This window comes from Spirilliplanes yamanashiensis, assembly GCF_016863475.1.
Taxonomy (GTDB): Bacteria; Actinomycetota; Actinomycetes; order Mycobacteriales; family Micromonosporaceae; genus Spirilliplanes; species Spirilliplanes yamanashiensis.
Genome location: NZ_BOOY01000029.1, coordinates 184,261 through 208,554, shown reverse-complemented (window position 1 = coordinate 208,554; position 24,294 = coordinate 184,261). Strand labels below are relative to the sequence as shown.

18 protein-coding genes are annotated in these 24,294 nt (G+C 75.2%); 7 read left to right on the top strand and 11 right to left on the bottom strand.

Annotated features, from left to right (window positions below):
• Nucleotides 1-11: 11 nt before the first annotated feature.
• Entirely contained in the window at nucleotides 12-1,331 is a 1,320-nt protein-coding gene (locus Sya03_RS20915) for an ABC transporter substrate-binding protein (RefSeq protein ID WP_203940032.1), read from the bottom strand.
• A 349-nt stretch (nucleotides 1,332-1,680) separates the two neighbouring features.
• Between Sya03_RS20915 and Sya03_RS20910 the strand changes: the two genes are divergently transcribed.
• From Sya03_RS20910 to Sya03_RS20895, 4 genes are all read left to right on the top strand, one after another.
• Nucleotides 1,681-2,688, top strand: coding sequence for a LacI family DNA-binding transcriptional regulator (locus Sya03_RS20910; RefSeq protein ID WP_203940031.1), 1,008 nt, complete (start codon nucleotides 1,681-1,683; stop codon nucleotides 2,686-2,688).
• 84 nt (nucleotides 2,689-2,772) lie between these two features.
• Nucleotides 2,773-4,686, top strand: coding sequence for an alpha-amylase family glycosyl hydrolase (locus Sya03_RS20905; protein ID WP_203940030.1), 1,914 nt, complete (start codon nucleotides 2,773-2,775; stop codon nucleotides 4,684-4,686).
• A 5-nt stretch (nucleotides 4,687-4,691) separates the two neighbouring features.
• The gene (locus tag Sya03_RS20900) at nucleotides 4,692-6,821 is read left to right on the top strand and encodes an alpha-galactosidase (protein ID WP_203940029.1); all 2,130 of its coding nucleotides are present in this window, start codon (nucleotides 4,692-4,694) and stop codon (nucleotides 6,819-6,821) included.
• A gap of 125 nt (nucleotides 6,822-6,946) precedes the next feature.
• Nucleotides 6,947-7,594 (top strand): L,D-transpeptidase family protein, encoded by a 648-nt coding sequence (locus Sya03_RS20895; RefSeq protein WP_239107726.1) that lies wholly within the window; start codon nucleotides 6,947-6,949, stop codon nucleotides 7,592-7,594.
• Nucleotides 7,595-7,656: 62 nt separating this feature from the next.
• Here the strand turns inward: Sya03_RS20895 and Sya03_RS20890 are convergent, their stop codons facing one another.
• Entirely contained in the window at nucleotides 7,657-7,848 is a 192-nt protein-coding gene (locus Sya03_RS20890; protein WP_203940027.1) for a hypothetical protein, read from the bottom strand.
• Between the two features lie 209 nt (nucleotides 7,849-8,057).
• Here Sya03_RS20890 and Sya03_RS20885 point away from each other — a divergent pair, with 209 nt between their 5' ends.
• On the top strand, nucleotides 8,058-9,098 hold the full coding sequence (locus Sya03_RS20885; RefSeq protein WP_203940026.1) for a GGDEF domain-containing protein: 1,041 nt from the start codon (nucleotides 8,058-8,060) through the stop codon (nucleotides 9,096-9,098).
• A 24-nt stretch (nucleotides 9,099-9,122) separates the two neighbouring features.
• Here Sya03_RS20885 and Sya03_RS20880 read toward each other — a convergent pair whose 3' ends face one another.
• A complete protein-coding gene (locus tag Sya03_RS20880) occupies nucleotides 9,123-12,134 on the bottom strand; it encodes a hypothetical protein (RefSeq protein WP_203940025.1) in 3,012 nt (1,003 codons plus the stop codon).
• A 492-nt stretch (nucleotides 12,135-12,626) separates the two neighbouring features.
• Between Sya03_RS20880 and Sya03_RS20875 the strand changes: the two genes are divergently transcribed.
• The gene (locus tag Sya03_RS20875; RefSeq protein WP_203940024.1) at nucleotides 12,627-14,078 is read left to right on the top strand and encodes a cellulase family glycosylhydrolase; all 1,452 of its coding nucleotides are present in this window, start codon (nucleotides 12,627-12,629) and stop codon (nucleotides 14,076-14,078) included.
• Nucleotides 14,079-14,133: 55 nt separating this feature from the next.
• Here Sya03_RS20875 and Sya03_RS20870 read toward each other — a convergent pair whose 3' ends face one another.
• From Sya03_RS20870 to Sya03_RS20855, 4 genes are all read right to left on the bottom strand, one after another.
• Complete coding sequence (locus tag Sya03_RS20870; protein WP_203940023.1) at nucleotides 14,134-14,556, bottom strand: hypothetical protein; 423 nt, start codon at nucleotides 14,554-14,556, stop codon at nucleotides 14,134-14,136.
• Nucleotides 14,557-14,676: 120 nt separating this feature from the next.
• Nucleotides 14,677-15,627: a pirin family protein gene (locus Sya03_RS20865; RefSeq protein ID WP_239107720.1), complete on the bottom strand. Its 951-nt coding sequence runs from the start codon at nucleotides 15,625-15,627 to the stop codon at nucleotides 14,677-14,679.
• Between the two features lie 25 nt (nucleotides 15,628-15,652).
• Nucleotides 15,653-17,128: a GGDEF domain-containing protein gene (locus Sya03_RS20860; protein WP_203940022.1), complete on the bottom strand. Its 1,476-nt coding sequence runs from the start codon at nucleotides 17,126-17,128 to the stop codon at nucleotides 15,653-15,655.
• On the bottom strand, nucleotides 17,121-18,482 hold the full coding sequence (locus Sya03_RS20855; protein ID WP_203940021.1) for an acyltransferase family protein: 1,362 nt from the start codon (nucleotides 18,480-18,482) through the stop codon (nucleotides 17,121-17,123). The genes Sya03_RS20860 and Sya03_RS20855 overlap by 8 nt, the downstream gene beginning before the upstream one ends.
• A gap of 112 nt (nucleotides 18,483-18,594) precedes the next feature.
• On the opposite strand from Sya03_RS20855, the gene Sya03_RS20850 reads away from it, so the two are divergent.
• Nucleotides 18,595-19,557, top strand: a complete 963-nt coding sequence (locus tag Sya03_RS20850) for a hypothetical protein (RefSeq protein WP_203940020.1) — start codon at nucleotides 18,595-18,597, stop codon at nucleotides 19,555-19,557.
• Here Sya03_RS20850 and Sya03_RS20845 read toward each other — a convergent pair.
• From Sya03_RS20845 to Sya03_RS20830, 4 genes are read right to left on the bottom strand one after another with little or no spacing between them, the layout of a single operon-like run.
• The gene (locus Sya03_RS20845; protein ID WP_203940019.1) at nucleotides 19,544-19,966 is read right to left on the bottom strand and encodes a TIGR03618 family F420-dependent PPOX class oxidoreductase; all 423 of its coding nucleotides are present in this window, start codon (nucleotides 19,964-19,966) and stop codon (nucleotides 19,544-19,546) included. The two genes, Sya03_RS20850 and Sya03_RS20845, sit on opposite strands and share 14 nt — an antisense overlap.
• The gene (locus Sya03_RS20840; protein WP_203940018.1) at nucleotides 19,966-21,411 is read right to left on the bottom strand and encodes a DUF2252 domain-containing protein; all 1,446 of its coding nucleotides are present in this window, start codon (nucleotides 21,409-21,411) and stop codon (nucleotides 19,966-19,968) included. The genes Sya03_RS20845 and Sya03_RS20840 overlap by 1 nt, the downstream gene beginning before the upstream one ends.
• Nucleotides 21,412-21,459: 48 nt before the next feature.
• Nucleotides 21,460-22,695, bottom strand: coding sequence for a DUF1501 domain-containing protein (locus tag Sya03_RS20835; protein ID WP_203940017.1), 1,236 nt, complete (start codon nucleotides 22,693-22,695; stop codon nucleotides 21,460-21,462).
• A gap of 32 nt (nucleotides 22,696-22,727) precedes the next feature.
• Nucleotides 22,728-24,269, bottom strand: a complete 1,542-nt coding sequence (locus tag Sya03_RS20830; RefSeq protein ID WP_203940016.1) for a DUF1800 domain-containing protein — start codon at nucleotides 24,267-24,269, stop codon at nucleotides 22,728-22,730.
• Nucleotides 24,270-24,294: the final 25 nt, after the last annotated feature.

The window sequence follows — 24,294 nt, the reverse complement described above, 5'->3', positions numbered from 1 at the left end:
GGGTCAGCGCCTTACTTCGGCCAGCTCGACTCGATGTCGTTGAGCGCCTTGTCGACGTCCTTCTGGCCGCCGATCCACGCGACGGAGTCCTTCCAGAAGCTGCCGGCGCCGACCGCGCCGGGCATCTGGTCGGAACCGTCGAAGCGGAAGACCGTGGCCTGGTACGCGAGCTGCGCGACCTTGCGCGTGGTCTCGTCCGGGTACTGCGACGCGTCGAACGTCTTGTGCGGCGAGATGTAGCTGCCTTCCTTCGTGCCGCCGTTGAACTGCGGGCTCGTCACGAAGGACATGACCTTCTTGGTCGCGTCGTCGTTGCTGAACGCCGCCGCGAGGTCGCCGCCGCCGAGGACCGGCTTGTCGGCCGCCGTCGTGCCGGGCAGCAGGAACACGCCCACCTCGGAGTCGAGGCTCTCCCGGATGCGGTCCGGGAAGAAGCCCTTCTGCGTGATGAAGTTGCCCTGCCGGTGCAGGAAGCACTTCGGCGGGTTGTCGAACATGGGGTTGGCGGCGGTGCTGAACGCGTTGCTGATCATCGAGGAGCGCCCGCCGAACGTGTTGCCCTCGGTAAGGGTGAGCTGCTCGAAGGTCTGCGCCGCCTGCTTGACCACCGGGTCGTTGAACGGGATCTCGTGCTTGACCCACTGGTCGTACTTCTCGGGCCCGCCGATGCGCAGGACGTAGTCCTCGATCCAGTCGGTCACCGGCCAGCCGGTGGCGGGACCGGCCTCGATGCCGACGCACCAGGGCGCGGTGCCGCTGGCCTTGATCGTGTTGGTGAGGGCGATGAGCTCCTCGGTGGTGGTGGGTTCCTTCCACCCCTTGGCCTCGAAGGCCTTCTTGGGGTACCACACGAGGCTCTTGACGTTCATCGACATCGGCGTGCCGTAGATCTTGCCGTCGGCCGAGGTGCCGGCGTCCAGCTCGCCCGGCACCAGCGTCGACTTGAGCGCGTTGACGTCGACGATCGTGCTGAGGTCCTGCAGCTTGCCGGTCTTGGCGATGTCCATCATGACGCCGGGCTGCGGGAAGAACGCGATGTCGGGCAGGTTGTTGCCGGCGACCCGGCTGCGGATGAGGGTGTCGAACGACTGCGACGCCTCGGTGTACTTGATCGTCACGCCGTTCTGCGACGCCCACTGGCCGAGCGAGGCCTGGAACGCCTTGGACTGGTCGCCGCCGAAGCCGAAGACGATCTCGACGGTGGTGTCGCCGTTACCGGTGTTGCCGCTGCCGCCGCCGCTGTCGCCCCCGCCCTCCTCGAGGCACGCGGTGCTGAGCAACAGCACGGCGGAGGCCGCCGCGACGGACTTCAGAACCTTCCGGGTGTGCATACCGGCTCCTGTTTCTGGTCTCCCGCCACGTCCTCGGGGCATGAGGCGCCGCCGCCGGGGGGTGGCGGGGAATCCGGTCTAGGGTTTGGTAGATGTCGGTCGATTAAGGCTCTGACCTGCGCTGGTAAGCAGGACCTGGTCGGCTCGGTAGACAGCCTGTGTCGATTTAGTTACTCCTATCACACAAGCTGCGCCCCGGCCCGGTGCCTGTCAAGCCCGCGTTTCAGGTTTGTTACGCACAGTCTTGAGGACGAGCCCGCGCACCGCATCTCGAGATCCGTTCCGGGCGTATCGTCACCCCATGCCCGCGGCGAGGAGCCGACGCGACGCCCGAAAGCCACGCCCCACCATGGCCGACGTCGGCCGCCTGGCGGGCGTGTCGCCCACGGCCGTCTCGTTCGTCATCAACGGCCGGGTCGGCGAGATCAGCGACGAGACCCGCGACCGGGTCCTCGACGCCGTCCGCCAGCTCGGCTACCGGCCGAACCGCGCCGCCCGGGGGCTGCGCACCCGCCGCTCGCACACCATCGGCGTGGTCACCGGCGCCCTCGACACCGACCCGGCCGTGGCGCGCACCGTCGCCGGCGCCCACGACGCGGCCGCCGAGCTGGGCAGCCGGCTGGTGCTGGCCTGCGACCCCGGCGGCCGGGGCCTGCGCGGCACCGTCGAGGACCTGCTCGACCGCCAGGTCGACGCGCTGCTCGTCGCGGTCGGGGGCGACGCCGGCGGGGACCTGCCGGCCGGCGGGCCGGTGCCCGCGGTGCTGGTCAACGTGCCCCCGCCCGCCGAGCCGGGCGCGCCCGCCGTGCTGGCCGACGAGCACGCCGCCGGGCGGTCCGCCACCGCGCTGCTGCTCGCGGCCGGGCACCGGCGCATCGCCGTGCTGTGCGGCGGGCCGCACGGCTGGCCCACCCGGGAGCGGCTGGCCGGCCACCGCGCCGCCCTGGCCGCCGCCGGCCTGCCGGGCGACCCCGGCCTCGTCGTCGCCGGGCCCGACCGGGTCGACTCCGGTCACCGGCGCGCCGCCCGGCTGCTCGCCTGCGGGTCCCCGCCGACCGCGCTGCTGTGCGGGTCCGAGCGGGTCGCCACCGGCGCCTACCTGGCGATCGCCGCGGCCGGGCTGCGGGTGCCGGACGACGTGTCGGTGGTCGCCTTCGACGACGGCAGCGGCCTGTCCGCCGAGCTGCGCCCGGCGCTGTCCACCGTGCACCTGCCGTTCCGCGAGATGGGCGCGCGGGCGGTGCGGCGGCTGCTGCTCGCCGCGCCGGACGGCGCGCCCGGCACCACCCGGCTGCCCTGCCCGGTGATCCGGCGCGCCTCCGTGGCCGGCCCGCCCGCCGCCCGCCCGGCGGGGTGACGGCGGCCCGCCGTCGCGTGCTGAGCGTGGAGATCGCGGTTACATTGAGCGCCTGTCGTCCACCCCGGCGTTCGGAGGACTCCGATGCTCGACGCCCTGGGCGCCCGCCTCGCGGCCGAGGCGGAGTCGGCGCTGGGCCGCGCCGAGGGGCGCGCGTTCCTCGACCGGCTCGCCGTGCGGGCCGTGGACATCGAGCCGCCCCTGCGGGAGCTGTACGGCGCCGGGCACGACGTCGGCGCCCTGCTCGAACGCCTGGTCCGGCTGGCCCTGAAGGCCGCCCGGCAGCGCCCCGACCCGCTGCGCGAGCTGGACCGCCGCCGCGAGATCGACCCGCACTGGTTCCAGCACCCGTCGATGGTCGGCTACGTCGCCTACGTCGACCGGTTCTGCGGCACCCTGCGCGAGCTGCCGGCGCGCCTGGACTACCTCGGCGAGCTGGGCGTGCGCTACCTGCACCTGATGCCGCTGCTGCGGGCCCGCCCGGGGGAGAACGACGGCGGCTACGCCGTGCAGGACTACCGGGCCGTCGAGCCGCACCTGGGGACCATGGCCGACCTGGAGGACGTGGCCGGCGAGCTGCACGCCCGCGACATGAGCCTCTGCGTCGACCTGGTGCTCAACCACACCGCGATGGAGCACCCGTGGGCGCGCCGCTGGCTCGCCGGCGACCCGGCGTACGCCGACTTCTACACCGCCCACCCCGACCGCGAGGTCCCCGACGCCTACGAGCGCACCATCATGGAGGTCTTCCCGGACCGGGCGCCGGGCGCGTTCACCTGGTACGACGAGGCCAACGGCGGGGCCGGCGGCTGGGTGCTCACCACGTTCTGGTCGTACCAGTGGGACCTGAACTGGACCAACCCGAACGTCTTCGCCGCCATGGCCGACACGGTGCTGTGGCTGGCGAACCGGGGCGTCGACGTGTTCCGGATGGACGCCGTGCCGTTCATGTGGAAGCGGCTCGGCACCGACTGCATGAACCAGCCCGAGGTGCACCTGCTGGTGCAGGCGCTCAAGGCGCTCACCGCTGTGGCCGCCCCGGGCGTGCTGTTCAAGGCCGAGGCGATCGTGGCGCCCGACGAGCTGGTCGGCTACCTCGGCGCGCACGAGCGCTACCGGCCCGAGTGCGAGCTGGCCTACCACAACCAGCTCATGGTGATGCTGTGGAGCGGCCTGGCCACCCGCGACGCGCGCCTGATGACCCGGTCCCTGCAGCGGCTGCGGCCGATCCCGCCCACCACGGCGTGGTGCACCTACCTGCGCGGCCACGACGACATCGGGTGGGCGGTCAGCGACGTCGACGCCGCCGCCGTCGGCTGGGACGGCTTCACCCACCGCCGGTTCCTCAACGACTTCTACAGCGGACGGTTCCCCGGCAGCTTCGCCGACGGCGCGCTGTTCCAGGAGAACGAGGTCACCGGCGACGCCCGGATCTCCGGCTCGGCCGCGTCGCTGGCCGGCATCGCCGCCGACCCGGCCACCGCCGTGCGCCGGCTGGTGCTGCTGTACGCGGTCGTCTACGCCTACGGCGGCATCCCGCTGCTGTACATGGGCGACGAGCTGGGCATGGCCAACGACCTGTCGTACCGCGACGACCCGCGCCGCGCCGACGACAACCGCTGGATGCACCGGCCGGTGATGGACTGGGCGGCGGCGGAGCGCCGGCACGACCCGGACACCGTCGAGGGACGGCTGTTCGGCTGGTTCGCCCGGCTGGCGCGAGCCCGCCGGGCGCTGCCCGCGCTGGCGTCCGGCGGGGCGAGCGCCGCCCTGGACACCGACAACCCGCACGTGTTCGCGTTCTGGCGGCGGCACCCGCGCAGCGGCGACTTCCTGTGCCTGGCCAACCTGTCCGAACAGGACCAGAGCGTCGGCCTGGCCCCGTTCGCCCGGTTCGGCTGGCTGGAGACCGCCCTGTCCAGCGACGGCCCGCTGCGCGTCGAGCACGGCCGGGCCCACCTGCCCGGCCTGGGCTTCGCGTGGCTGGCGGAGGAGTGAGCGCCGTGGCGCCCACCGTGCACCACCTGCGTGCCGCCGGGGTGAGCCTGGTCCTGGACGCCACCGGCGACGGCCTGCCACGGGTGGCGCACTGGGGCGCCGACCTGGGCGAGCTGGACCGCACCGCGCTGGCGGACCTGGTCGCGGCGGCCGAACCGCAGGTCGCCTCGAACACGATGGACGCCGTCGTGCCCGTCAGCGTGCTGCCCGAGCAGTCGGCGGGCTGGCTGGGCACGCCGGGCGTGGCCGGGCACCGCGACGGCGCCGACTTCTCCACGAGGTTCGTGGTGTCCGGCGTCGACGCCGGGCAGCCGGGCCGGCTCGTCGTCACCGCCGCCGACGACGCCGCCGCGCTGGGCCTGGTCGTCGAGGTCGAGCTGACCCCGGCGGGGCTGGTGCGCCAGCGGGCGACGCTGACCAACACCGGCGCGGGCGCGTACACCGTCGAGGCGGTCACCCTGGCGCTGCCGGTCGGCGGCACGGCCGCCGAGCTGCTCGACCTGACCGGCCGGCACCTGCGCGAGCGCAGCCCGCAGCGGGCGGCGTTCCGGGCCGGCACCTGGACCCGGGAGAACCGCCGCGGGCGCACCGGCACCGACGCCACCCTGGTGCTGGTCGCCGGCGAGGCAGGGTTCGGCTTCCGGTCCGGCGAGGTGTGGGGCCTGCACGTCGCGTTCAGCGGCAACCACCGCACCCTCGCCGAGCGCACCCCCGGCGGGGTGGCGCTGCTGGCCGGCGGTGAGCTGCTGCTGCCCGGCGAGGTGCGGCTGGCCACGGGCGAGGCGTACGCGACCCCGTGGGTGTACGGCTCCCACGGCGCCGGCCTCGACGAGCTGTCCGGGCGGTTCCACCGGCACCTGCGCGAGCGCCCGCACCACCCGCGGCGTCCCCGGCCGGTCACCATGAACACCTGGGAGGCCGTCTACTTCGACCAGCGTCTCGACACGCTGGCCGCGCTGGCCGACGCGGCCGCCGCCGTCGGCGCCGAGCGCTTCGTGCTGGACGACGGCTGGTTCCGCGGCCGCCGCGACGACACCGCCGGGCTCGGCGACTGGCATGTCGACGAGACCGTCTGGCCCGACGGCCTGCACCCGCTGGTGCGGCACGTGCGCGGCCTCGGGCTGGAGTTCGGCCTGTGGGTCGAGCCCGAGATGATCAACCTGGACTCCGGCCTGGCCCGGGCGCACCCGGAGTGGATCCTCGGCACCGGCGGCCGGCTGCCGCCCGCGTCGCGCCACCAGCAGGTGCTCGACCTCGGCCACCCCGCCGCCTTCGCGCACCTGCTCGACCGGCTCGACGCCCTGCTCACCGAGTACGACATCGGCTTCCTGAAGTGGGACCACAACCGCGACCTCGTCGAGGCGGGCACCGCCGTCACCGGCGGCGCCGGCGTGCACCGGCAGACCCTGGCCGTGTACGCCCTCATGGACGAGGTGCGCCGCCGCCACCCGCGCCTGGAGATCGAGTCGTGCAGCTCCGGCGGCGGCCGCGTCGACCTGGGCGTGCTGGAGCGCGCCGACCGGGTCTGGGCCAGCGACTCCATCGACGCCCTGGAACGCCAGCAGATCCAGCGCTGGACCACCCTGCTGCTGCCGCCCGAGCTGCTCGGCGCGCACGTCGGGTCGCCCGTCGCGCACACCACCCGGCGCACCCACCCGCTCGACCTGCGGGCCGGCACCGCCCTGTTCGGCCACTTCGGCATCGAGTGGGACCTGACCACGGCCTCCGCGGCCGAGCTGGCCCGGCTCACCGAGTGGGTGGCCGCGTACAAGGAGCTGCGCGCGCTGCTGCACACCGGCACGGTGGTGCGCGCCGACCACCCGGACCCGGCGCTGCAGGTGCACGGCGTCGTCGCCGCCGACCGCTCCCGCGCGGTGTACGCGCTCGTGCAGCTCGCCACCGGCGTGCACGCTCCGCCCGGCCGGGTGCGGCTGCCCGGGCTCGACCCGGCCGCCCGCTACCGGGTGGCCCCGCTGCCGCCGGGCGACCGCGTCGACGGGCCCGGCATGACGCCGCTGCGCTGGTGGGCCGAGGGCGTCACGCTGCCCGGCGCCGCCCTGGCCGCGGCCGGGCTGCAGGCGCCGATGCTGTTCCCCGAGCGGCTCGTGCTCGTCGAGGCCGCCCGACTCCCGTAACCGTGCCACGGTCGGGTCGCCGACCCCGCCGGAGGCCGCGGCGTGCTTCGATGTGCCCACATCGTTCTGGGGAGGATCGAGTGGGTGTTTCGAGACGGCTCGCCGCCACCGCGGCGGCTGCCGTGATGGGGGCGGGCCTCGGCGCGGTCGTGGTCGCGCCGGGCACGGCGTTCGCCGCCGCGTGCCCGAAGGGCGAGTACCAGAAGGCCGTCGAGGCCAACCTGAAGAAGCTCGGCGGGTTCGGCAAGGTCACCGTCGACGGCAAGCAGTCCGCCGCGGACTGCGCCGCCATCAAGAAGTTCCAGACGCGCTACGGCATCAAGCCCGTCCAGGGCCGCGCCGGGCCCACCACCAACGACGTGGCGAAGCGGCTGGCGAGCACCAGCACCGCGGCGTGCAAGGCGCCCAAGAAGGGCACCACGTTCTGCGTCGACCTGACGCACCAGACCACGTTCGTGATGCGCAACGGCAAGGTGCACCTCAAGCCGACGGTCACCCGCACCGGCATGAAGGGCTACCGGACGCCGACCGGCACGTACAAGATCAACAAGCGGACCATCAAGGAGTGGTCGAACCCCTACGAGGTGTGGATGCCGTACTGGCAGCGCTTCGTGCGGGGCATCGGCTTCCACCAGACGACCACCTACCTGCACGACGGGTGGCGCGGCTCGCACGGCTGCGTCAACCTGCTGCCCGCCGACGCCAAGGCGTACTACGACCTGGGCAAGATCGGCTCCACCGTCAAGGTGTTCGGGCGCCGTCCCGGCACCTGACCGGCGGCGCCGCCCGCCCCGGCCGCCCGCAGGCGGCCGGGGCCGGGCGCTGCCGGCCCCCGTTACGCTACGGCCGGCAGCCGGTGGGCCAGCCGCGCGAACGTCTGCAGCACGTCGTGCACCGGGAAGGCCTTCTCGTCCCCGGTCGCGGTCACGATCCGCAGCCCGGCCCGGTCCAGCGCGTACGAGACGTCCTCGAACTGGCTGATGGTGTCGTCGTGGTGCACCACCGTCAACGCATCGGCACGCAACATGTCCCGGGTACCTCCTCGTCGGCGGTGCAACGTGACCTGGATTACGTTCCGTGAGCGCAGGCAGTTCACCGCCCGTGATAAATCGGCCGTCCGGCCGAGTCCGCCGGACTGCCGGTCAGGGCGCCGTCCGACGGGTAGCCTCGCTGTGAAACCACTGCTCAGGTGACCGGTGCGGGCGACGAACGACGGGTGTGATGAAGAGGACCGCGATGCATCCGCGCGACCGCCACGCAGCCTCCCGCGCGGTCGCGTACCTCTGCCTGGCGGCCATCCCGTTCATCATCGTGTCGCTGCTGCTGGTGCCGGAGTTCCTCGGCACGGGCGTCGCCGCCGCCGTCAACGTCGTCGTCCTCAACGCCCTGCTCGGCGCCGCCGCGTTCGCCTGCTGGCGGATGCCCGACCGGCTGCCCGAGTGGTTCTGGGTGGCCATCCCGGTCGGCGCCGCCGCCGCGATCATGTGGATGGATCTCGTCACCAAGGACGCCGGCGTCACCGGCCAGCTGTTCTTCCTGTGGCCGGTGCTGTACGCGGCCACCTTCCTGCGCCGCCTCTACGTGTACATCGTGCTGGTCGCGGTGCTCGTCGCCGAGTGCGTCGTCACCTTCGTGATCCTCACGCCCGCCAAGGCGGCCGCCGACGTCGTCGGCCTCATGACCACGCTGGCCATGTCCGCGGTCATCATCGTCTTCCTGCGCGAACGCCGCGACCAGCTGTTCGAGGTGCTGGAGTCGCAGGCCCTGGCCGACCCGCTGACCGGCCTGCCCAACCGCCGCTCGTTCGACCGCGACCTCGCCCAGCACGCCGCCTGGGCCCGCCGCCACGGCGGCCCCATCGCGCTGCTCACCGTCGACCTCGACAACTTCAAGACCATCAACGACACGTGGGGACACGCCGTCGGCGACCAGGCCCTGCAGTCGGTGTCCCGGGCGATGCGCGAGGTCGTCCGCGAGACCGACGTCGCCGCCCGCCTCGGCGGCGACGAGTTCGTGGTGCTGCTGCGCTCCGACATGCGCGGCGCCACCCGCGTCGCCGAGGCCCTGGCCGCCCGCGTCGCCGCCGCCACCGACGTCCCCGGCGGCGCGCCCACGCTCAGCATCGGCATCGCGGTGCTGCCGGACAACGCCGACACCGTCGACGGCCTCGTCGCCGCCTCCGACGCCGCCCTCTACGAGGCGAAGGTGCACGGCCGCAACCGCTACGCCTGCGCCCGCCCGGCCGCCCGCGGCCCGGTCAGCGACCACGCCCGCTGAGCGCGGGGTCCGGTCGCCCCGCCGTCATCCCGCCGCGCGGGCCGCGTCCGCGTGGATCTCGGAGCTGAGCCGCGGCGACGGGCCCCACCCGTCCCGCAGCACCCGGATGTACACGGCGTCCAGGCACACCTCGAGCCGCCCCACCAGGTCCAGATCCTCGGGGTCCGCCAGCCGCATCGCCCGCCCGAAGTGGTCGAACGCCTCCAGGTAACGCCCCTGATCGACGCAGCACCGGCCCGCGTTCTCGTGCGCCACGCTACGCACCGTGTCCGGCACGTCGGCCGTGACGATCGCGTCGAACAGCGCGTCCGCCTCCGCGAACTCCCCGCGCAGCCGCAGCACCTGGGCCAGCTCCGCCTGCGCCAGCGCCACGGCCTGCGGCTCCCCGCCGGCCTCCCCGTGCGCCAGCGCCAGCCGGGCCGCCGCGGCCGCCCGGTCGACGTCGCCGAGCAACCGGCACACCTCGGCCCGCAGGCACAGCACCCGCGCCCGGGTCATGTTGTCGTGGGCGGCGGTCAGCGGCACGGCGAGCCGCTCCGCGACCTCCCGCAGGTGCTCCTGGTCGTCGACGACCTCGCGCAGCGTGGACACGTCGAGCCGCCACCGGATGTCCCCGACGATCTCGGCCGGATCCGGCGCGGGCGGCTTCACCGGCTCGGGCTCCGGCTCGGGCGCTGCCGCCTCGGGTTCGGCCTTGTCGGGGGCGGGCTCGGTCTTCGTGGTGAACCAGCCGTCGCCCGTGCCCGCCGTCTCCGGCCGGTCGTCGACGGGCCGCGGCGCGGGCACGGCCCCGTCGGCCGCAAGCGCCGCCCCGAGCCCAGCGGGAACCTCGTCGCCGTCGGCCACGGGCGCGGCCACAGGCGCGGCCAGGGGTGCGGCCACGGATGCGGCTGGCGCGGCCTCGGGTGCGGCCTCGGGTGCGGCCTCGGGTGCGGCCACGGTTGCGGCCTCGGGTGCGGCCACGGTTGCGGCCGGTGCGGGCTCGGCGGGCTCGGCGGGCTCGGCGGGCGGGGCGACGGCGGGTGACACCGGCACCGGCGCGGGGGCCGGTGGGGTGGGCAGGGTCGCCGCGCCCGGGCCGGCCGCCTGCCCCGGGATGCGCGGGGCGAACGCGGGCGCGTTACCGCCGCGCAGTTTGCTCGGCTCCTCGCGGATGTCGTCCCGGGTCCGGACCGCCTCACGCGCGGTCTGCGGGGCGGCGGCCGCCCACGACGTGCCGGCCACCCCCGCGGCCCAGTCCTCGGGCGTCAGCGGCCCGCGCGGCGCCGGCACGGCGGCGCCCGCCGGGCGCGGGGCGAACGCGGCGGGCCGCTCCTCGACCCGGGCGCCGCCCGGGGGAGTGCCGGCGAAGGCGGCCGGGGCCTGTGGCGGGGCCGCGGGGCCGCCGGAGGCCGGCCGCGCCCCGGGGGTGAGCGGGACACGGGCGGCGGGGCCGTGCTGCTCGAACGCCTCGCCGGTCACCGCGGGTGAGACCGGCGCGGGGGAGACCGGCGACGGAGACACCGGGGCGGTCGGCGAGTCCGAGACCGGCGCGGCCGCCGCGGGCGAGACCGGGTAGGTCCCACCCGCCGCGGGCGAGACCGGGTAGGTCCCACCCGCCGCGGGCGAGACGGGGAAGGTGCCGGGCCCACCCGCCGCGGGCGAGACCGGGTGGGTGCCGGGCCCGGCGGGCGCCGGCGAGGTCGGAACCGGCGCAGCCGTGGCCGGAGGGGCCGAGGCCGGCGCGACCGGTGCGGCCGGTGCGGGCGCGGAGACCCGCGCCGCGGGCACGGCCGGCGCGCCGGGCGCCGGGCGGGGCGGGGGTGGCGCCACGACCGGCTTGCGCGGCGGGCCGGTCGGCGACTGGGCGATGACCCGGGCGACCTGCGGGGTGTGCGACGCGATGACCTTGGGCACCGGGGGCGTCGTGGGGGTGGCGGTGACGCGCAGCCCGGCGGCCGGGGCGGCGCCGTCCTTGACCCTCGGGGCCGGGGCGGCGTCCTCGACGGCGACCACCTTGGGCTTCACCGGGCCCTCACTGGCGACGACGCGCGGCACGACCGTGGGCTCGGCCGCGGCGGGCTTGGCCGCGGCGGGACTGGGCGGCGGCACGGGCGAGACCGGCGCGGGCAGGACAGGCGCAGGGCGTTCGTCGTCGCGGACCCAGCGGGCCGGGGAGTCGGCGTCGCGGTCGTAGCGCGTGTCGAGGTCGGCGGGTTCGTCGCGGTACGGGTAGACGTCGTCGAGCGGGTCCCGGTAGGCGGCGGGCGGCCGGTACGCGACGTCGTCGTCGGCAGGCAGGTCGTAGGGCAGGTCGCCGGTGAGCGGGTCGTACGCGGGGTCGGCGGACCGGGCGTCGCGCAGGTTCCGCAGGTCGCGCAGGTCGTGCAGGTCGCGGGCGTCGGCGTACTCGGCGTCGCGGTCGCGGGCGTGCCGGCCGCGGGCGGCCGGGGGCGGGACGGGGCGCAGCCGCGGCACCTGGGCGCGGCCGGTGACGGGCAGGCTGGGGACGCGGGCGCGGCCGGCGGGCGGCGGGTTGCGCCGGCGGCGGCGTTCCGGGTCGGGGTCGCGGGCGCCCCAGCGGGAGTCGACGGCGGCGTGGACGTCGCTCCAGTCCTCGTAGTCGTCGCCGTACATCTGCTCGTCGAAGCCGAGCTCGTCGTAGCCGCTGTCGTCCCAGGCGCCGCGGTGGTCGTCGGCGCGGTCGTAGCGGCCGGCGCGGGGTTCGTCGTAGGCGCCCGGCGGGTCCATCGGCCAGTAGGCGTCCTCGTCGAGGCCGTCGTCGTCGTAGTCGTCGTCGGGGGAGGGCAGCGATTCGGGCGGCAGGGCCCAGGTGCGGCGCACTCCGGCGGCGTAGTCGGCGGCGGGGTCGCCGGCGGGGCGGTCCCAGCCGCCGCGGGCGGCGCGGCGGCGGTCGCGGCGGGCGGCGAGCTCGTCGGGCGGGCCGGTGACGGTGCTGGTGAGGTCGATGTCGGCGGGCGCCCAGCGGGGGGCGGGTCCGGCGAGGCCGTCGGCGGTGCGGTCGTCCGGCTCCCAGCCGTCCCGCCGGGGGCTCACCGCGCCCCCGCCGTGTACGCGGGCGCGGGGACGCGTGCGCTTAAGGAACGCACACCGTGGAGCTGCACCGTCGCATCACCCTCGTCGCGTGTCGTCAACCGTCAGTTACGTCATGCCGCCGTTTCCGCGTGGGGGTTGGAAGGCTAGCCGCGCGATTGGGGCGTCCGCCACACCTGAGCGGGCCGTTCCCGCCATCGGACGAGGACAGATGGGGACCGACAGTCCCGAAAGCCGCATGCCGCCGCCCGGTTCCGGAACCGTTTCTCACGGTGGGTAGCCGCAACGGGCGCGTAACACCGGCCGGTCACCCTGCGCCGGGATCTCGACGGCGATGGATACCGCGGGTGGGCCGGGGCTGCCGGTCGGTGACACTTAAACCGCAGCTAAGGCTACCGAAAAGAGTCTTGTCAAATAGACACCGGCAAGATCTGGACATCGGTCGTAAGTGGTCTTAATAATTACCCGACCGTCGATGTCTCTGTGGAGGACGTCATGCGCCGCTCCCGTTCCCTGATACTGTCCGTGGCCGTCGCGGTTGCCGCCGCCGGCACGGCCCTCTACGTCGTCAGCCCGGCCTCCGCCGCGGCCACCACCGCCACCTTCAGCAAGGTGAGCGACTGGGGGTCCGGCTGGCAGGGCGAGTACACCATCACCAACGGCGGCACGTCCGCCCTCACGTCCTGGCAGGTCGAGTTCGACCTGCCGTCCGGCAGCTCGGTCGGCTCGTACTGGGACGCGCTGCTCACGTCCAGCGGCCAGCACTTCACCTTCACCAACCGCAACTACAACGGCACGATCGCGCCGGGCGCGTCGGTGAAGTTCGGCTTCCTGGGCAGCGGCTCGGGCACGCCGTCCGGGTGCAAGCTCAACGGGGTGAGCTGCTCCGGCGGCAGCGGCCCGACGACCGCGCCCACGACCACCGCGCCGACGACCCCGCCGACGACGAAACCGACGACCGCGCCGACCACGCGCCCGCCGACGACCCCGCCGGTCACCACCAGCCCGCCGACCGGCACGCCGGTGTCGCGGAACGGCCAGCTGCGCGTCTGCGGCCGGCAGCTGTGCAACGCGCAGGGCAAGGCGATCCAGCTGCGCGGCATGAGCACGCACGGCATCCAGTGGTACGCGGGCTGCGTCACCGACGCGTCGCTCAACGTGCTGGCGAACGAGTGGCGCGCCGACGTGCTGCGCATCTCGATGTACATCCAGGAGGGCGGCTACGAGACCGACCCGGCCGGGTTCACCGCGAAGGTGCACGACTACATCGAGAAGGCCACCGCCCGCGGCATGTACGCGATCGTCGACTGGCACATGCTGACCCCGGGTGACCCGAACTTCAACCTGGCCCGGGCGAAGACGTTCTTCACCGAGATCGCCTCGCGGCACAAGAACAAGAACAACATCATCTACGAGATCGCCAACGAGCCCAGCGGCGTGAACTGGAACTCGATCAAGTCGTACGCCGACCAGATCATCCCGGTGATCCGGGCGCAGGACTCCGACGGCGTGGTGCTGGTCGGCACGGAGGACTGGTCGTCGTTCGGCGCGTCGGGCGAGAACAAGGGCGTCGAGCGCATCAAGGCGAACCCGGTCAACGCGTCCAACATCATGTACGTGTTCCACTTCTACGCCGCCAGCCACGACGACTACTACCTGAACACCTTCCGCAACGCGATCGCGAACCTGCCGGTGTTCGTCACCGAGTTCGGCACGCAGAAGGCCAGCGGCGACGAGGAGAACAACTTCGCCCAGTCGCAGAAGTACCTGGACCTGATGAGGGACAACAAGGTCAGCTGGGTCAACTGGAACTACTCCGACGACCAGCGCTCGGGTGCCGTGTTCACGCAGGGCACCTGCGCGGCCGGCGCGTTCTCCGGCACCTCCCGGCTCAAGCCGGCCGGTGCCTGGATCCGCGAGCGGATGAGCACGCCGGACGACTTCTAGGCCCGTACCGCACGGCGGCCGGTCATCCCCGCGGGGTGGCCGGCCGCCGCCGCGTCTAGAGGGTGTCCGCCGCCGCGGGCAGGACCAGGCCCGCCGCGGCCAGGGCCCGCAGCAGGGCGCCGAGCTCGTCGCGGCTGAGGCGCCCGTCGGGCGGGGGTACGGGGTGCGGCACGCCGAGGGCGTCGGCGGCCTCGATCGCCCGCGCGCCGATGGCCGCCTCGACGGCCCACATGCGCTGCGCCCGGGTGCCGAGGTGGGCGGTGCCGGCGAGCTGGCCGTGCAGCCGGACGAGCCGGCGCAGGTCGGCGGCGAGCTGCTCGATGGGCCGGCCGAGCGGCTGCGGGCCGCGCGGCTCGCGCCGGTCGGGCAGCCGGCCGGCCAGGGCGGCGAGCCAGCGCGGCGCGGTGAGGAACGCGGCGCCGATGAGCGTGGGCGCCGTCACGATGAGCAGGAACAGCGCGGCTCGGCCCAGCGTCATGACCCGCTCCCTCCGGCCGGCCGGGGCGTGCCGGGCGCACGCCGCTCCCTTCCGACGATCCGCGCTCGGGCCCGGCCGGTCAAGCCGGATCGACGCTCCGGCATAGATCATGTGCGCAGGTCAGGACCACGGCGGCAGGTCGCGGACGCGGCCGCGGGGAGCGAGCCGGGTGGCGGGCATGGCCGGGGCGGGCAGCGGCGGCCCGGCGTAGCCGTGCACCGCGCCGAACCGGGCGCCCGCCGCCCAGTCCGCGCGGGCGGCGACGATCTCGTCGTGGTCGCGGCCGACGAAGTTCCACCACATGACGATCCGCTCGTCGAACGGCTCGCCGCCGATCAGCACCAGGGTCGCCGGGCCGTCGGCGGCCACCCGCAGCGCCGTGCGCCCGGCGCCGAGGTAGAGCAGCGGCCCGGCGGTCAGCTCGTGGCCGTCGACGCGGGCGCCCGGGCCGTCCACGACCAGCAGGGCGTACTCGAAGCCGGGCCGCAGCGGCAGGGTGCCGGCGCCCCCGGCGGTCAGCCGCAGCTCGGCGCCGACCAGGGGGCTGTGAGTGGCGGCGGGCGACGCGGCGCCGTCCAGCTCGCCCATGATCACGGTGGTGCTGAGCCCGTCCGCGGCGAGGACGGGCAGGTCGGGGTGGTGGGCGAACGCCGGGTCGGTGTGCCGGGCGCCGTCGGGCAGCGCCACCCACAGCTGCACCCCGTGCAGCACGCCCGAGTGCGCCGCCGGGGTCTCCTCGGAGTGCGCGATGCCCCGCCCGGCCGTCATGAGGTTGAGCTGGCCGGGCTCGACCTGGCGCAGGCTGCCGACGCTGTCGCGGTGCAGGATCTCGCCGCGCAGCAGCCAGCTGACCGTCTGCAGGCCGATGTGCGGGTGCGGCCCGATGCGCATGCCCGGCGCGCCGGGGGCGATCGGCTGCGGCCCGTACGCGTCGAGGAAGCACCACGCCCCCACCATCCGCCGGCCGCGGTCGGGCAGGGTGCGGCGCACGGTCATGCCGCGCGGGCCGCCGAGGGCGACCTCGTGGCCGGGCAACAGCTCGGGCCCGCCCGGGGCGTCGGTGTCGTCCACGCCCGAAACGTACCGCCGTCCGGCCTCAGGCGGCGAGTGACGCGGGCACGGCGACCGGCGTCGTGGCCGGCGTGATCCGGTCACGTCCCGCCCGCTTGGCCGCGTACAGGGCGGTGTCGGCGCGGGCGACGAGCGCCTCGGCGGTCTCCGCGCCGTCCCACAGCGCCAGCCCCGCCGAGAACGTCTGCCCGCCCGGGGTGGCGCCGCGCAGCCGCTCCATGATCTCGGTGGCCTCGCCGAGCAGGGCCCCGGGCAGCAGCACCGCGAACTCCTCGCCGCCGTAGCGGGCGATGAGGTCCTGGGTGCGCAGCCGGCCGGCCCACGCGTCGGCGGCCTCGCGCAGCAGCCGGTCGCCGGCCAGGTGGCCGTGCCGGTCGTTGTACTGCTTGAAGTGGTCGAGGTCGAGCAGCGCCACCACGACCGGCTCGTCGCGGCGCCGCGCGTGGGCGAGCGCGGCGGCGATGCCGGTGTCCCAGGCGCGGCGGTTCGGGGCGCCGGTCAGGCCGTCGCGGTTGGCGATGGCGGCCAGCTGCGCGGCCTGGCGCTGCACGTGCATGACGAGCCCGCGCATCCGCAGCACCACCAGGATGAACAGGACCATCGCGCCGGCGGCGATGGGCAGCCAGTCGATGCGGGTGGGGTCGGTCAGCCCCTGCTGGAACAGCACCGCGGGCGCCAGCAGGGAGGCGAGCGCCAGCACGGTCAGCCGGCCGGGGCGCACGCCGGGCGTGGTCCGCAGCCCGGTCGCCTGCCGCGTCGCCGCGGCCGTCCGCGCCGCCGAGCCGTGCCACGCCGCGGCGGCGAAGCCGAAGTACGAGCTCATCCACAGCATCTCGGCGACGAGGTTGAACACGCCGGAGTCGGTGGTGATCAGGCCGGTGAAGATGGCGTCCGCGCCGAGCACCGCGACCACCGCGAACGACATCAGCCAGTAGCTGACGGTCCGGGCGCCGCGCGAGGTGTACAGCCGGATGAGCAGCACGATGAGGACGAGGTCGCCGCCCGGGTACGCCAGCGAGATCCCCTTCTGCAGCGCCGGCACGCCGCTCTCCTGCGTCATCGGCATGATCACGTAGACCCAGGCGAGCAGGCTGACGCCGGTGGACACGATCGCGGCGTCGATGAGCCCGCCGCGGTCGCCTCCGCGGGTGCGCCGCCGCACCAGCAGCAGGATGCCGGCCCCCAGCAGCGGGTAGCCGGCCAGGTAGACGACGTCCGCGGGGGAGGGGAACGGGTCCAGCCCCTGCGCCTCGTACCAGGAGAACAGCAGGTCGCCGCCCGCCCAGGCGAGCTGCCCGGCGCCGATCAGGTACCAGACGGCGCGGGTGCCGGGCGCGGCGCGGCGGGGCGCGGCGACGCCGATCGCCAGCACGCAGGCCAGCACGAGGACGTTGTAGTAGGTGGTGCTCGCGGTCGACTCGGCCGGGAGCAACGGGTAGCCGGCGATCGCCGCGACACCCGCGGCGGCCCACCAGCGCCACGCGCGGTTCTCCCTACCCACGTCCGGTAGGTCGGCAGGCGCGCCGGTCACCTGAGTGATGTCGGCGCCACCCGCGCCACCCGGGCCGGACGGCCAGCAGCGCCCAGCCCACCGCCAGCACCGCCACCGACCCGGCCGCCGTGACCGGCACCACGACCAGGGTGGCGGTGCGCCCGGCCAGCACCCCGGCGAACCCGACGGCCGACAGCCCCAGCACCCCGGCGGTGCACAGCGCCATGCCGGCGGCGGCCACCGCCGTGCCGCCGCCGCGCAGCGGCCGCACCCGCGGCCGGTCGGCGCCGCCGAACAGCGCCACCAGGCCCGCCGTGATCAGCGCCAGCGCGCCCAGCCACAGCGGCCGCGACAGCCACCACGCCCCGGTGCCGGGGGCCGGCAGGTCGGCGTGCAGCGCCAGCACCACCGTCAGCAGCAGCACCAGCGCGCTCAGATGCCACAGGAACGCCGTCATCGCCGCCCCGTTGGCCGCCACCACCGCCCGCCACACCCGCCGCCGCGCCAGCAGCCGCCGCGCGGCCGGACCCGCCAGCACCGCCACGCCGACCAGCCACAGCGCGTGGCAGTACAGGGCGAACGTCGGCGGGGACATGTTCGACACCGGGGCGCCGGGCACCCCCACCATCGACACCGGGTACGGGCCCAGCACCGTCAGCGCGGCCACCGCGGCCAGGCCGCCGAGCGCCAGCGGGCCCGCCGCCCGGCGCAGCCCCGCCGAGCCCCAGAAGAAGCCGAGCTGGTGCACGGCCACCCAGACGAACGCCACGTTCAGGTACGCCGCCGCGCCGTACCCGCCCGCGAACCGCAGCACGTCGACGGCCAGCGCCGCGGCGCCCAGCGCGGCGGGCACCGCCCACGCCCGCCGGCCGAGCCGCTCGTGCAGCCGCCACAGCGCCGGGGCCAGCGCCACCAGCCCCAGGTAGACGCCGAGGAACCACAGCGGCTGCGCCACCGTGCGGGCGGCCGTGCGGACCAGCCCCTCGTCGTGGCCGGCCAGCTCCAGCCACGCCGCCGCGGCCAGCCACACGCCTGCGAACACCGCGGTCGGCCGCAGCAGCCGGTCGGCGCGGGACCGGGCGAAGTCGGCGTACCCGCCGCCGCGCCGGCGCACCGACCGCCACGCGGTGGCGTGCGAGAACCCGCCGACCAGGAAGAACAGCGGCATCACCTGCAACAGCCAGGTCGCGGCCTGGGTGGCCGGCACGATCGCCAGCAGGTTGCCGACGCGCTGGCCGGGCAGGATCGAGATCATCAGCCAGTGGCCGCCGACGACCACGGCGAGCGACAGCACCCGGAGCAGGTCGACGTAGCGGTCCCGGGTGTCGGGGGTGGCGTCGGCGAGGACGGCGGCACGCTGCATGACCGCCAGCCTCGTCGCCCGGCGGCGGCGCCGACAGGGTGCGCGTACTCAGATCCGCCCGGTGCGCGTAACCTGACCCGGTCCGTGCCCCCGCACGACGAGGAGTCACCCGGTGCGCCCCCTCCGCCCCGCGCTCGCTCTCGCCGCCGTCGCGGCCCTGCTCGCCGCCGGCTGCGACGCCGGCCCGGAACCGTCCCCGGTCGCCGCGTCGGCTGCTCCACCGTCTGCTGCTGCGCCGTCCGCCGCACCGCCGCCGGCGAGCGCTGCGCCCGCGCCGGAGAGCACCGCCAGGCCGGCCGAGCTGCCGCTCGGCGGGCGGCAGATCTTCCCCCGCTACCGCGTGGTCGCCTACTACGGCACCGCCGGCAACGCCGCCCTCGGCGTGCTCGGCGAGGCGTCGCCCGACCGGATCGTGCCCCGCCTGCGCGCCGCGTCCGCGAAGTTCAAGGGCGACCGCACCGTGCAGCCCGCGTTCGAGCTGATCGCCAGCGTCGCGCAGGCGAAACCGGGCGGCGACGGCGACTACAGCCAGATGATCCCCATGGACCAGATCCAGCGCTACGTCGACGCCGCCCGCCGGCACAAGCTGCTGGTGATCCTCGACCTGCAGCCCGGCCGCGGCGACTTCCTGCCGCAGGCCAAGGCGCTCGAACGCTTCCTCGTGCAGCCGCACGTCGGCCTCGCGCTCGACCCGGAGTGGCGGATGGCGAAGGGCGCGGTGCCCGGCCGCACCATCGGCTCGGTGCGCGCCGCCGAGGTCAACCGGGTCTCGGCGTACCTGGCCGGGCTGGTGGCCGAGCACGACCTGCCGGAGAAGCTGTTCGTGCTGCACCAGTTCCGGGCGTCGATGCTGCCCGACGTCGCGAAGATCACCGAGCGGCCGGGGCTGGCCATGGTGCAGCACGTCGACGGCTTCGGCACCCGCGCCGAGAAGGACGCCACGTACGCGCGGCTGCGCCGCCCGCAGCAGTTCCACCTGGGCTACAAGCTGTTCTACGACGAGGACGTGCGCCGCTACGGCCCGGCCGACGTGCTGCGGTTCAAGCCGGTGCCCGAGCTGATCAGCTATCAGTGACCAGCGTCATCGACCCGATCACCCGGGTCACGCGCACCTCGATGACGACGCGGCGCGGGTTGGGGCGCGGCACCCGGTAGCGCTCGGCGTACCGGCGCTCGGCCTCGGCGACCGCCTCCGGCTCGGCGCGCACCACGGCCAGGCCCTCCACGGTGGCCCAGCGCCGCCCGTCGACCTGGCAGATCGCCACCGGCGCGCCCTGCGGCCCGGCGGCGGCGACGTGCCGCGCCTTCCACGACTCGCCGGAGGTGATGACCCGGGCCAGGCCGGCCTCCGGGTCGAGGGTCGCCCCGACCGCGACGACATGCGGGGTGCCGTCGGCGCGCAACGTGGTCAGCGAGCAGAGGTGCCGCTCGGCCCAGAAGGCCACCAGGCCGGGGTCGCCGAGGTCGATCGTGTGCCGTCCCATCAGTACGCATGCTCCCGGTCGCAGGGCAGGACGCCGGCGTCGACCGCCCGCAGCAGCGCCGCGTGGTCCGACTCCACCTGATCCGCGTAGGACCGGGCGAACCGGCACAGCGCCTCGTCCAGCTTGTCGCCCGAGCCTACGTACCCGGCGATCATCGACGCACCGCTGGTCCGGGCGTGGCTCTTGGCCAGCAGCGAGCCGCAGATCCCGGCGTAGTCGGCCAGCGCGTCGGCGGAGATGCCCTCGACGGTGATGGCGCCCTTCATGTCGCGGAACTGGCGCACGTAGTACTGCGTCTCGCCGACGGCGGTCCAGCCCAGCAGCGGGTCGCTGACGGTCTGCAGCGCCTGCTGGTACTCCACCACCCGCTGGCCCTGGTGCGAGTGCCGGGCCTGGTCGCCGTGCTGGAACGGCGCGACCACCGACCGGCGGGCCTGCTTGAGCTGCAGGAACAGCACGTCGTCGGCGCTGGAACCTTCGAGCAGCGCCACGTAGGCGCGCAGCCCGACCGAGCCCACGCCGACGACCTTGTGCGCCACGTCGACCAGCGTGTAGCCGCCGAGGATGCGCGCCCAGTGCGGCGGCAGCGTGCGCAGGTAGGAGTCGAGCGCCTCGGCCAGCCGCTCGGCGTCGTGCGGCTGCGGCCGGGTGATCAGCGGCGGCTCCTGCACGATGCGCAGCCGGCCGTCGTGCTGCTCGGTGAACCGGGGCAGCGCCCGGTCGCTGGTGCGCCGGCGGGCGCGCCGCTCGGCCCGGCCGATCTCGGCGCGCAGCTTGGCGCTCTCGGCCGCGCTGCGCATGCCCTCGACGTCGAGCCGGTCGAACGAGCGGGCCAGCAGCGGCTGCTCGCTGAGCGTGGCGAGCTGCACCCGGTACGACGACACGCACTCCTGCACGGCGTTGGCGCAGTCCTTCTCGGCCGACCCGTTCTGCCGGCCGGCCACCCACACGCTGACCACCAGCCGCCGCAGGTCCCACTCCCACGGGCCGGGGTGCGCCTCGTCGAAGTCGTTGAGGTCGAAGACGAGCTGCCGCTCCGGGGACGCGTAGAAGCCGAAGTTGCCCAGGTGGGCGTCGCCGCAGATGATCGGCGTGATGCCGGTGTACGGCAGCGCCGCGAAGTCGGCGGCCATGATGTTGGCCGAGCCGCGCAGGAACGCGTACGGCGACGCCGCCATCCGGGCGATGCGCACCGGGATGAGCCAGTCGACGCGGCCGGCGTGGGCCGAGCGGATCAGCTCGACCGGGTCGGCCCGCCCGGCCGGCGGCGACCAGTCGGCGAGCGACGTCCGCGGGGTGGCGTCGCGCAGCGCGCGGCCCATCTCGTAGCGCTCGCGGCGGGGGCGCCCGGCGCGGCGCAGCGTCACGTAACCGGCGTGGTCGCCCGTCGCGAAGACGGTGTGGCCGGAGTCGGGGCGGGTGTCGGGGCGGTGGGCGGCGTCCATCACCGCCGAGCGTACGGCCCGGCGGCGGCGGCCGGGCCGCGCGGCGCGTCAGCGGGCCGCGGCGAGCCCGAACGAGGTGGGCGTGACGCCGGGGAACACGTCGGTGAGCGCGCCGACGCCGCACCGCTGCTGCAGGATCTCGCCGATCACGGCGCGGTAGTCGGTGGTGGCGGCCAGGTCGCCGGCCACCAGCCGGTCCGGGGCGAGGCCGGGCCACGTCCCGTACACCTTGCCGCCGCGCAGGCCGCCGCCGAGCAGCAGCATGGCGTTGCCGTACCCGTGGTCGACGCCCTTGGAGCCGTTCTCGGCGACCCGGCGGCCGAACTCGCTGACGGTGACGACGGTGACGCTCTTCATGCCGTCGGCGCCGAGGTCGGCGGCGAACGCGGCGAGGGCGGTGGCCGTGGCGGTCAGGTTGTCGAACATGCGCTGGCCCTTGACGGCGGTGCCGAGGCCCTCGTGCATGTCCCAGTCGCCGGAGTCCACGGCGGCGGCGCGCAGGCCGACGCCGCCCTTGATGAGCCGGGCGACGTCCTTGAGGGCGCCGCCGAGCGGGGTGGCGGGGTAGACGGCGCCGTTGGCGGGGGTGTACCCGGCGGCGCGCAGGGCGCCGGTCCCGGCGAGCGCGGCGTCGGCGGAGCGGGCCACCGCCGCGAGCGGCTCGGGGGCGTCGGCGTAGAGGCCGCGCAGGGCGGCGGCCATCTTCCGCTTGCTGCTCTCGCCGGCGAGGGTGAACCCGTCGACGGACGGCAGGGCGATGTCGGGGGCGGGCCCGGCGAGCAGGCGGCCCGGCATGGCGGAGCCGACGGAGGCGCCGGACAGCGGGTCGGTGGCGCCGGTGGCGGTGAGCAGCCGGTCGAGCCAGCCGGTGCGCACGGACGTGCCGGCGGCGGCGCGCTCCATCTCCTCCATGGCGGCGAAGTGCGAGCGGCTGGGGTTCGCCTGGCCGACGGCGTGCACGGCGGCGAGCTGCCCGCCCTGCCACAGCGGCAGCAGCGGCGCCAGCGCCGGGTGCAGCCCGAACATGCCGTCGCCGGCGATGGCCTGGGCCTTGGGCAGCGCGATGGTGGGCCGCGCCGCGTAGTAGGCGGGGTCGCCGATCGGGGCGATCGCGGTGAGGCCGTCGAAGCCGCCGCGCAGCGACACGACGACGAGCACGTCGCCGGGCGGGGTGCCGGCGTCGGCGAAGGCCAGCCGGGTGGACAGGCCCTCGCCGGCCAGGCCCGCGAGGGCGCCCGCGGCGCCGGCGGTGAGTGCGCGGCCGAGCAGGCCGCGCCGGGACATGGCGGTCATCTCTTCGCAACAGGTCACAGGATTCACCTAACGGAGAAGGCGGGCGCGTCCAGGACGAGCGCGATCAGGTACGGCAGGTGGCCGGCGACCGCGGTGTCGGTGCTGCTCAGAGAACTGGTCGGCAGCTTGCCGGTGACACTGAGCACCGCGGCGGTCTGGGCCGGGGGCAGCTTGACGCCGATCAGCCGGACGGCGAGGGCGTCGACGAGGCCGCCGTAGGTGACGGGCCGGACGGGCACCAGCGCCTTGAGCAGGTCCGCGGGGCGGGTGAGCTGCTTGGGGTACCAGCCGGCGGCCAGGTTGAGGTGGCTGTTGCAGCGCAGCAGGAACGCCGACGGCGACGCCCACGCGGCGGCCACGTCGGGGAAGCCGTTCGGCGGGCTCCACCGCATCGGCGCGTGCCCGGCGTTGACCAGGCCGTTGTACAGGGCGTCGAGGCCGGCGGTGCCGGTCGCCTCGGGGCCGAGGCCGAGGGCGCGGACGGTGGCGGCCAGGTCCTCCAGCGGCGTGCGGGTCTTGGCGCCGACGGACGCGGCGAACTCCGACGAGGTGAACAGGGCCCGCAGCACCGGCACGATCGCGGTGCGGTTGTCGAGGTACACCTTCGCGAGGGCGTCGACCAGCGTCGCCGGCGGCTCGTCGGCGACGAAGCGCACGACCAGCTTGCGGGCGATGGTGCGGGCGGTGGCCGGGTGCATGGCGAGGTGGTCGAGGTACGCCAGGGCGGCGCTCTCGCCGTCGGCGACGGCGTTGGCGTGGCTGAAGCCGAGGATGGACACGGCGCCGGTGGCGTGCCGCGCGGTGTCGTAGACATACGTGCCGGCCGACGAGACGGTCATGCCGGACAGCAGCCGGGCGCCGTGCTTCACGTCGTCCTCGCTGTAGATCAGCCCGACGGTGTGCAGCTCCAGCAGCTCGCGGGCGTAGTTCTCGTTCGGCTTGGACCGGGTCGACGAGCGGTTGTCGAGGTAGGTCAGCATGGCCGGGTGGCGGGCGCTGGCCTTGAGCATGTCGGCGAACCGGCCCAGGGCGTGCGCGCGCACGACGGTGCGGTCGTAGTCGCAGCGGCTGTCCCACACGCCGCTGGACGGGGCGGCGACGTGCAGGTGGTTGCGCCAGAACTCGACGACGGTCTCCAGCAGCTGCCGGTTGCTCCAGATCGCCCGGGCGACGGTGGCGCGGCCCAGCTGCTTGAACCCGTCGTAGGAGTTCTTGGCCAGCTGCGCGCGGGTCCGGGTGATGTCGAGGCCGACGAGCGGCAGGCGGGCGAGCAGTCCGTCGCAGGCGGGGTCGGCGATGGCGGCCGGGTTGAGCTGGCGGTCCAGCCAGGCGCTGACGCCCAGCGCCTTGAGCTCGGCGATGCTCTGCGGGGTGGGGCCGTAGGTCGCCCGGCGCAGCAGGTGCAGGGCCTGGTCCTCGCCGACCAGCGAGCGGTTGGTCACCTCGGCGGTGGCCGTGGCGGCGGCGGCCGGCGCGGCACCCAGCAGGCTCCCGGCGAGGGCGGTGGCGCCGACGGCGGCGGCACCGGCGAGGACGTGGCGGCGGGTGGTTTCGGCGACCGTCATGGCGCTCCGATCGGGGTGCCCGGCA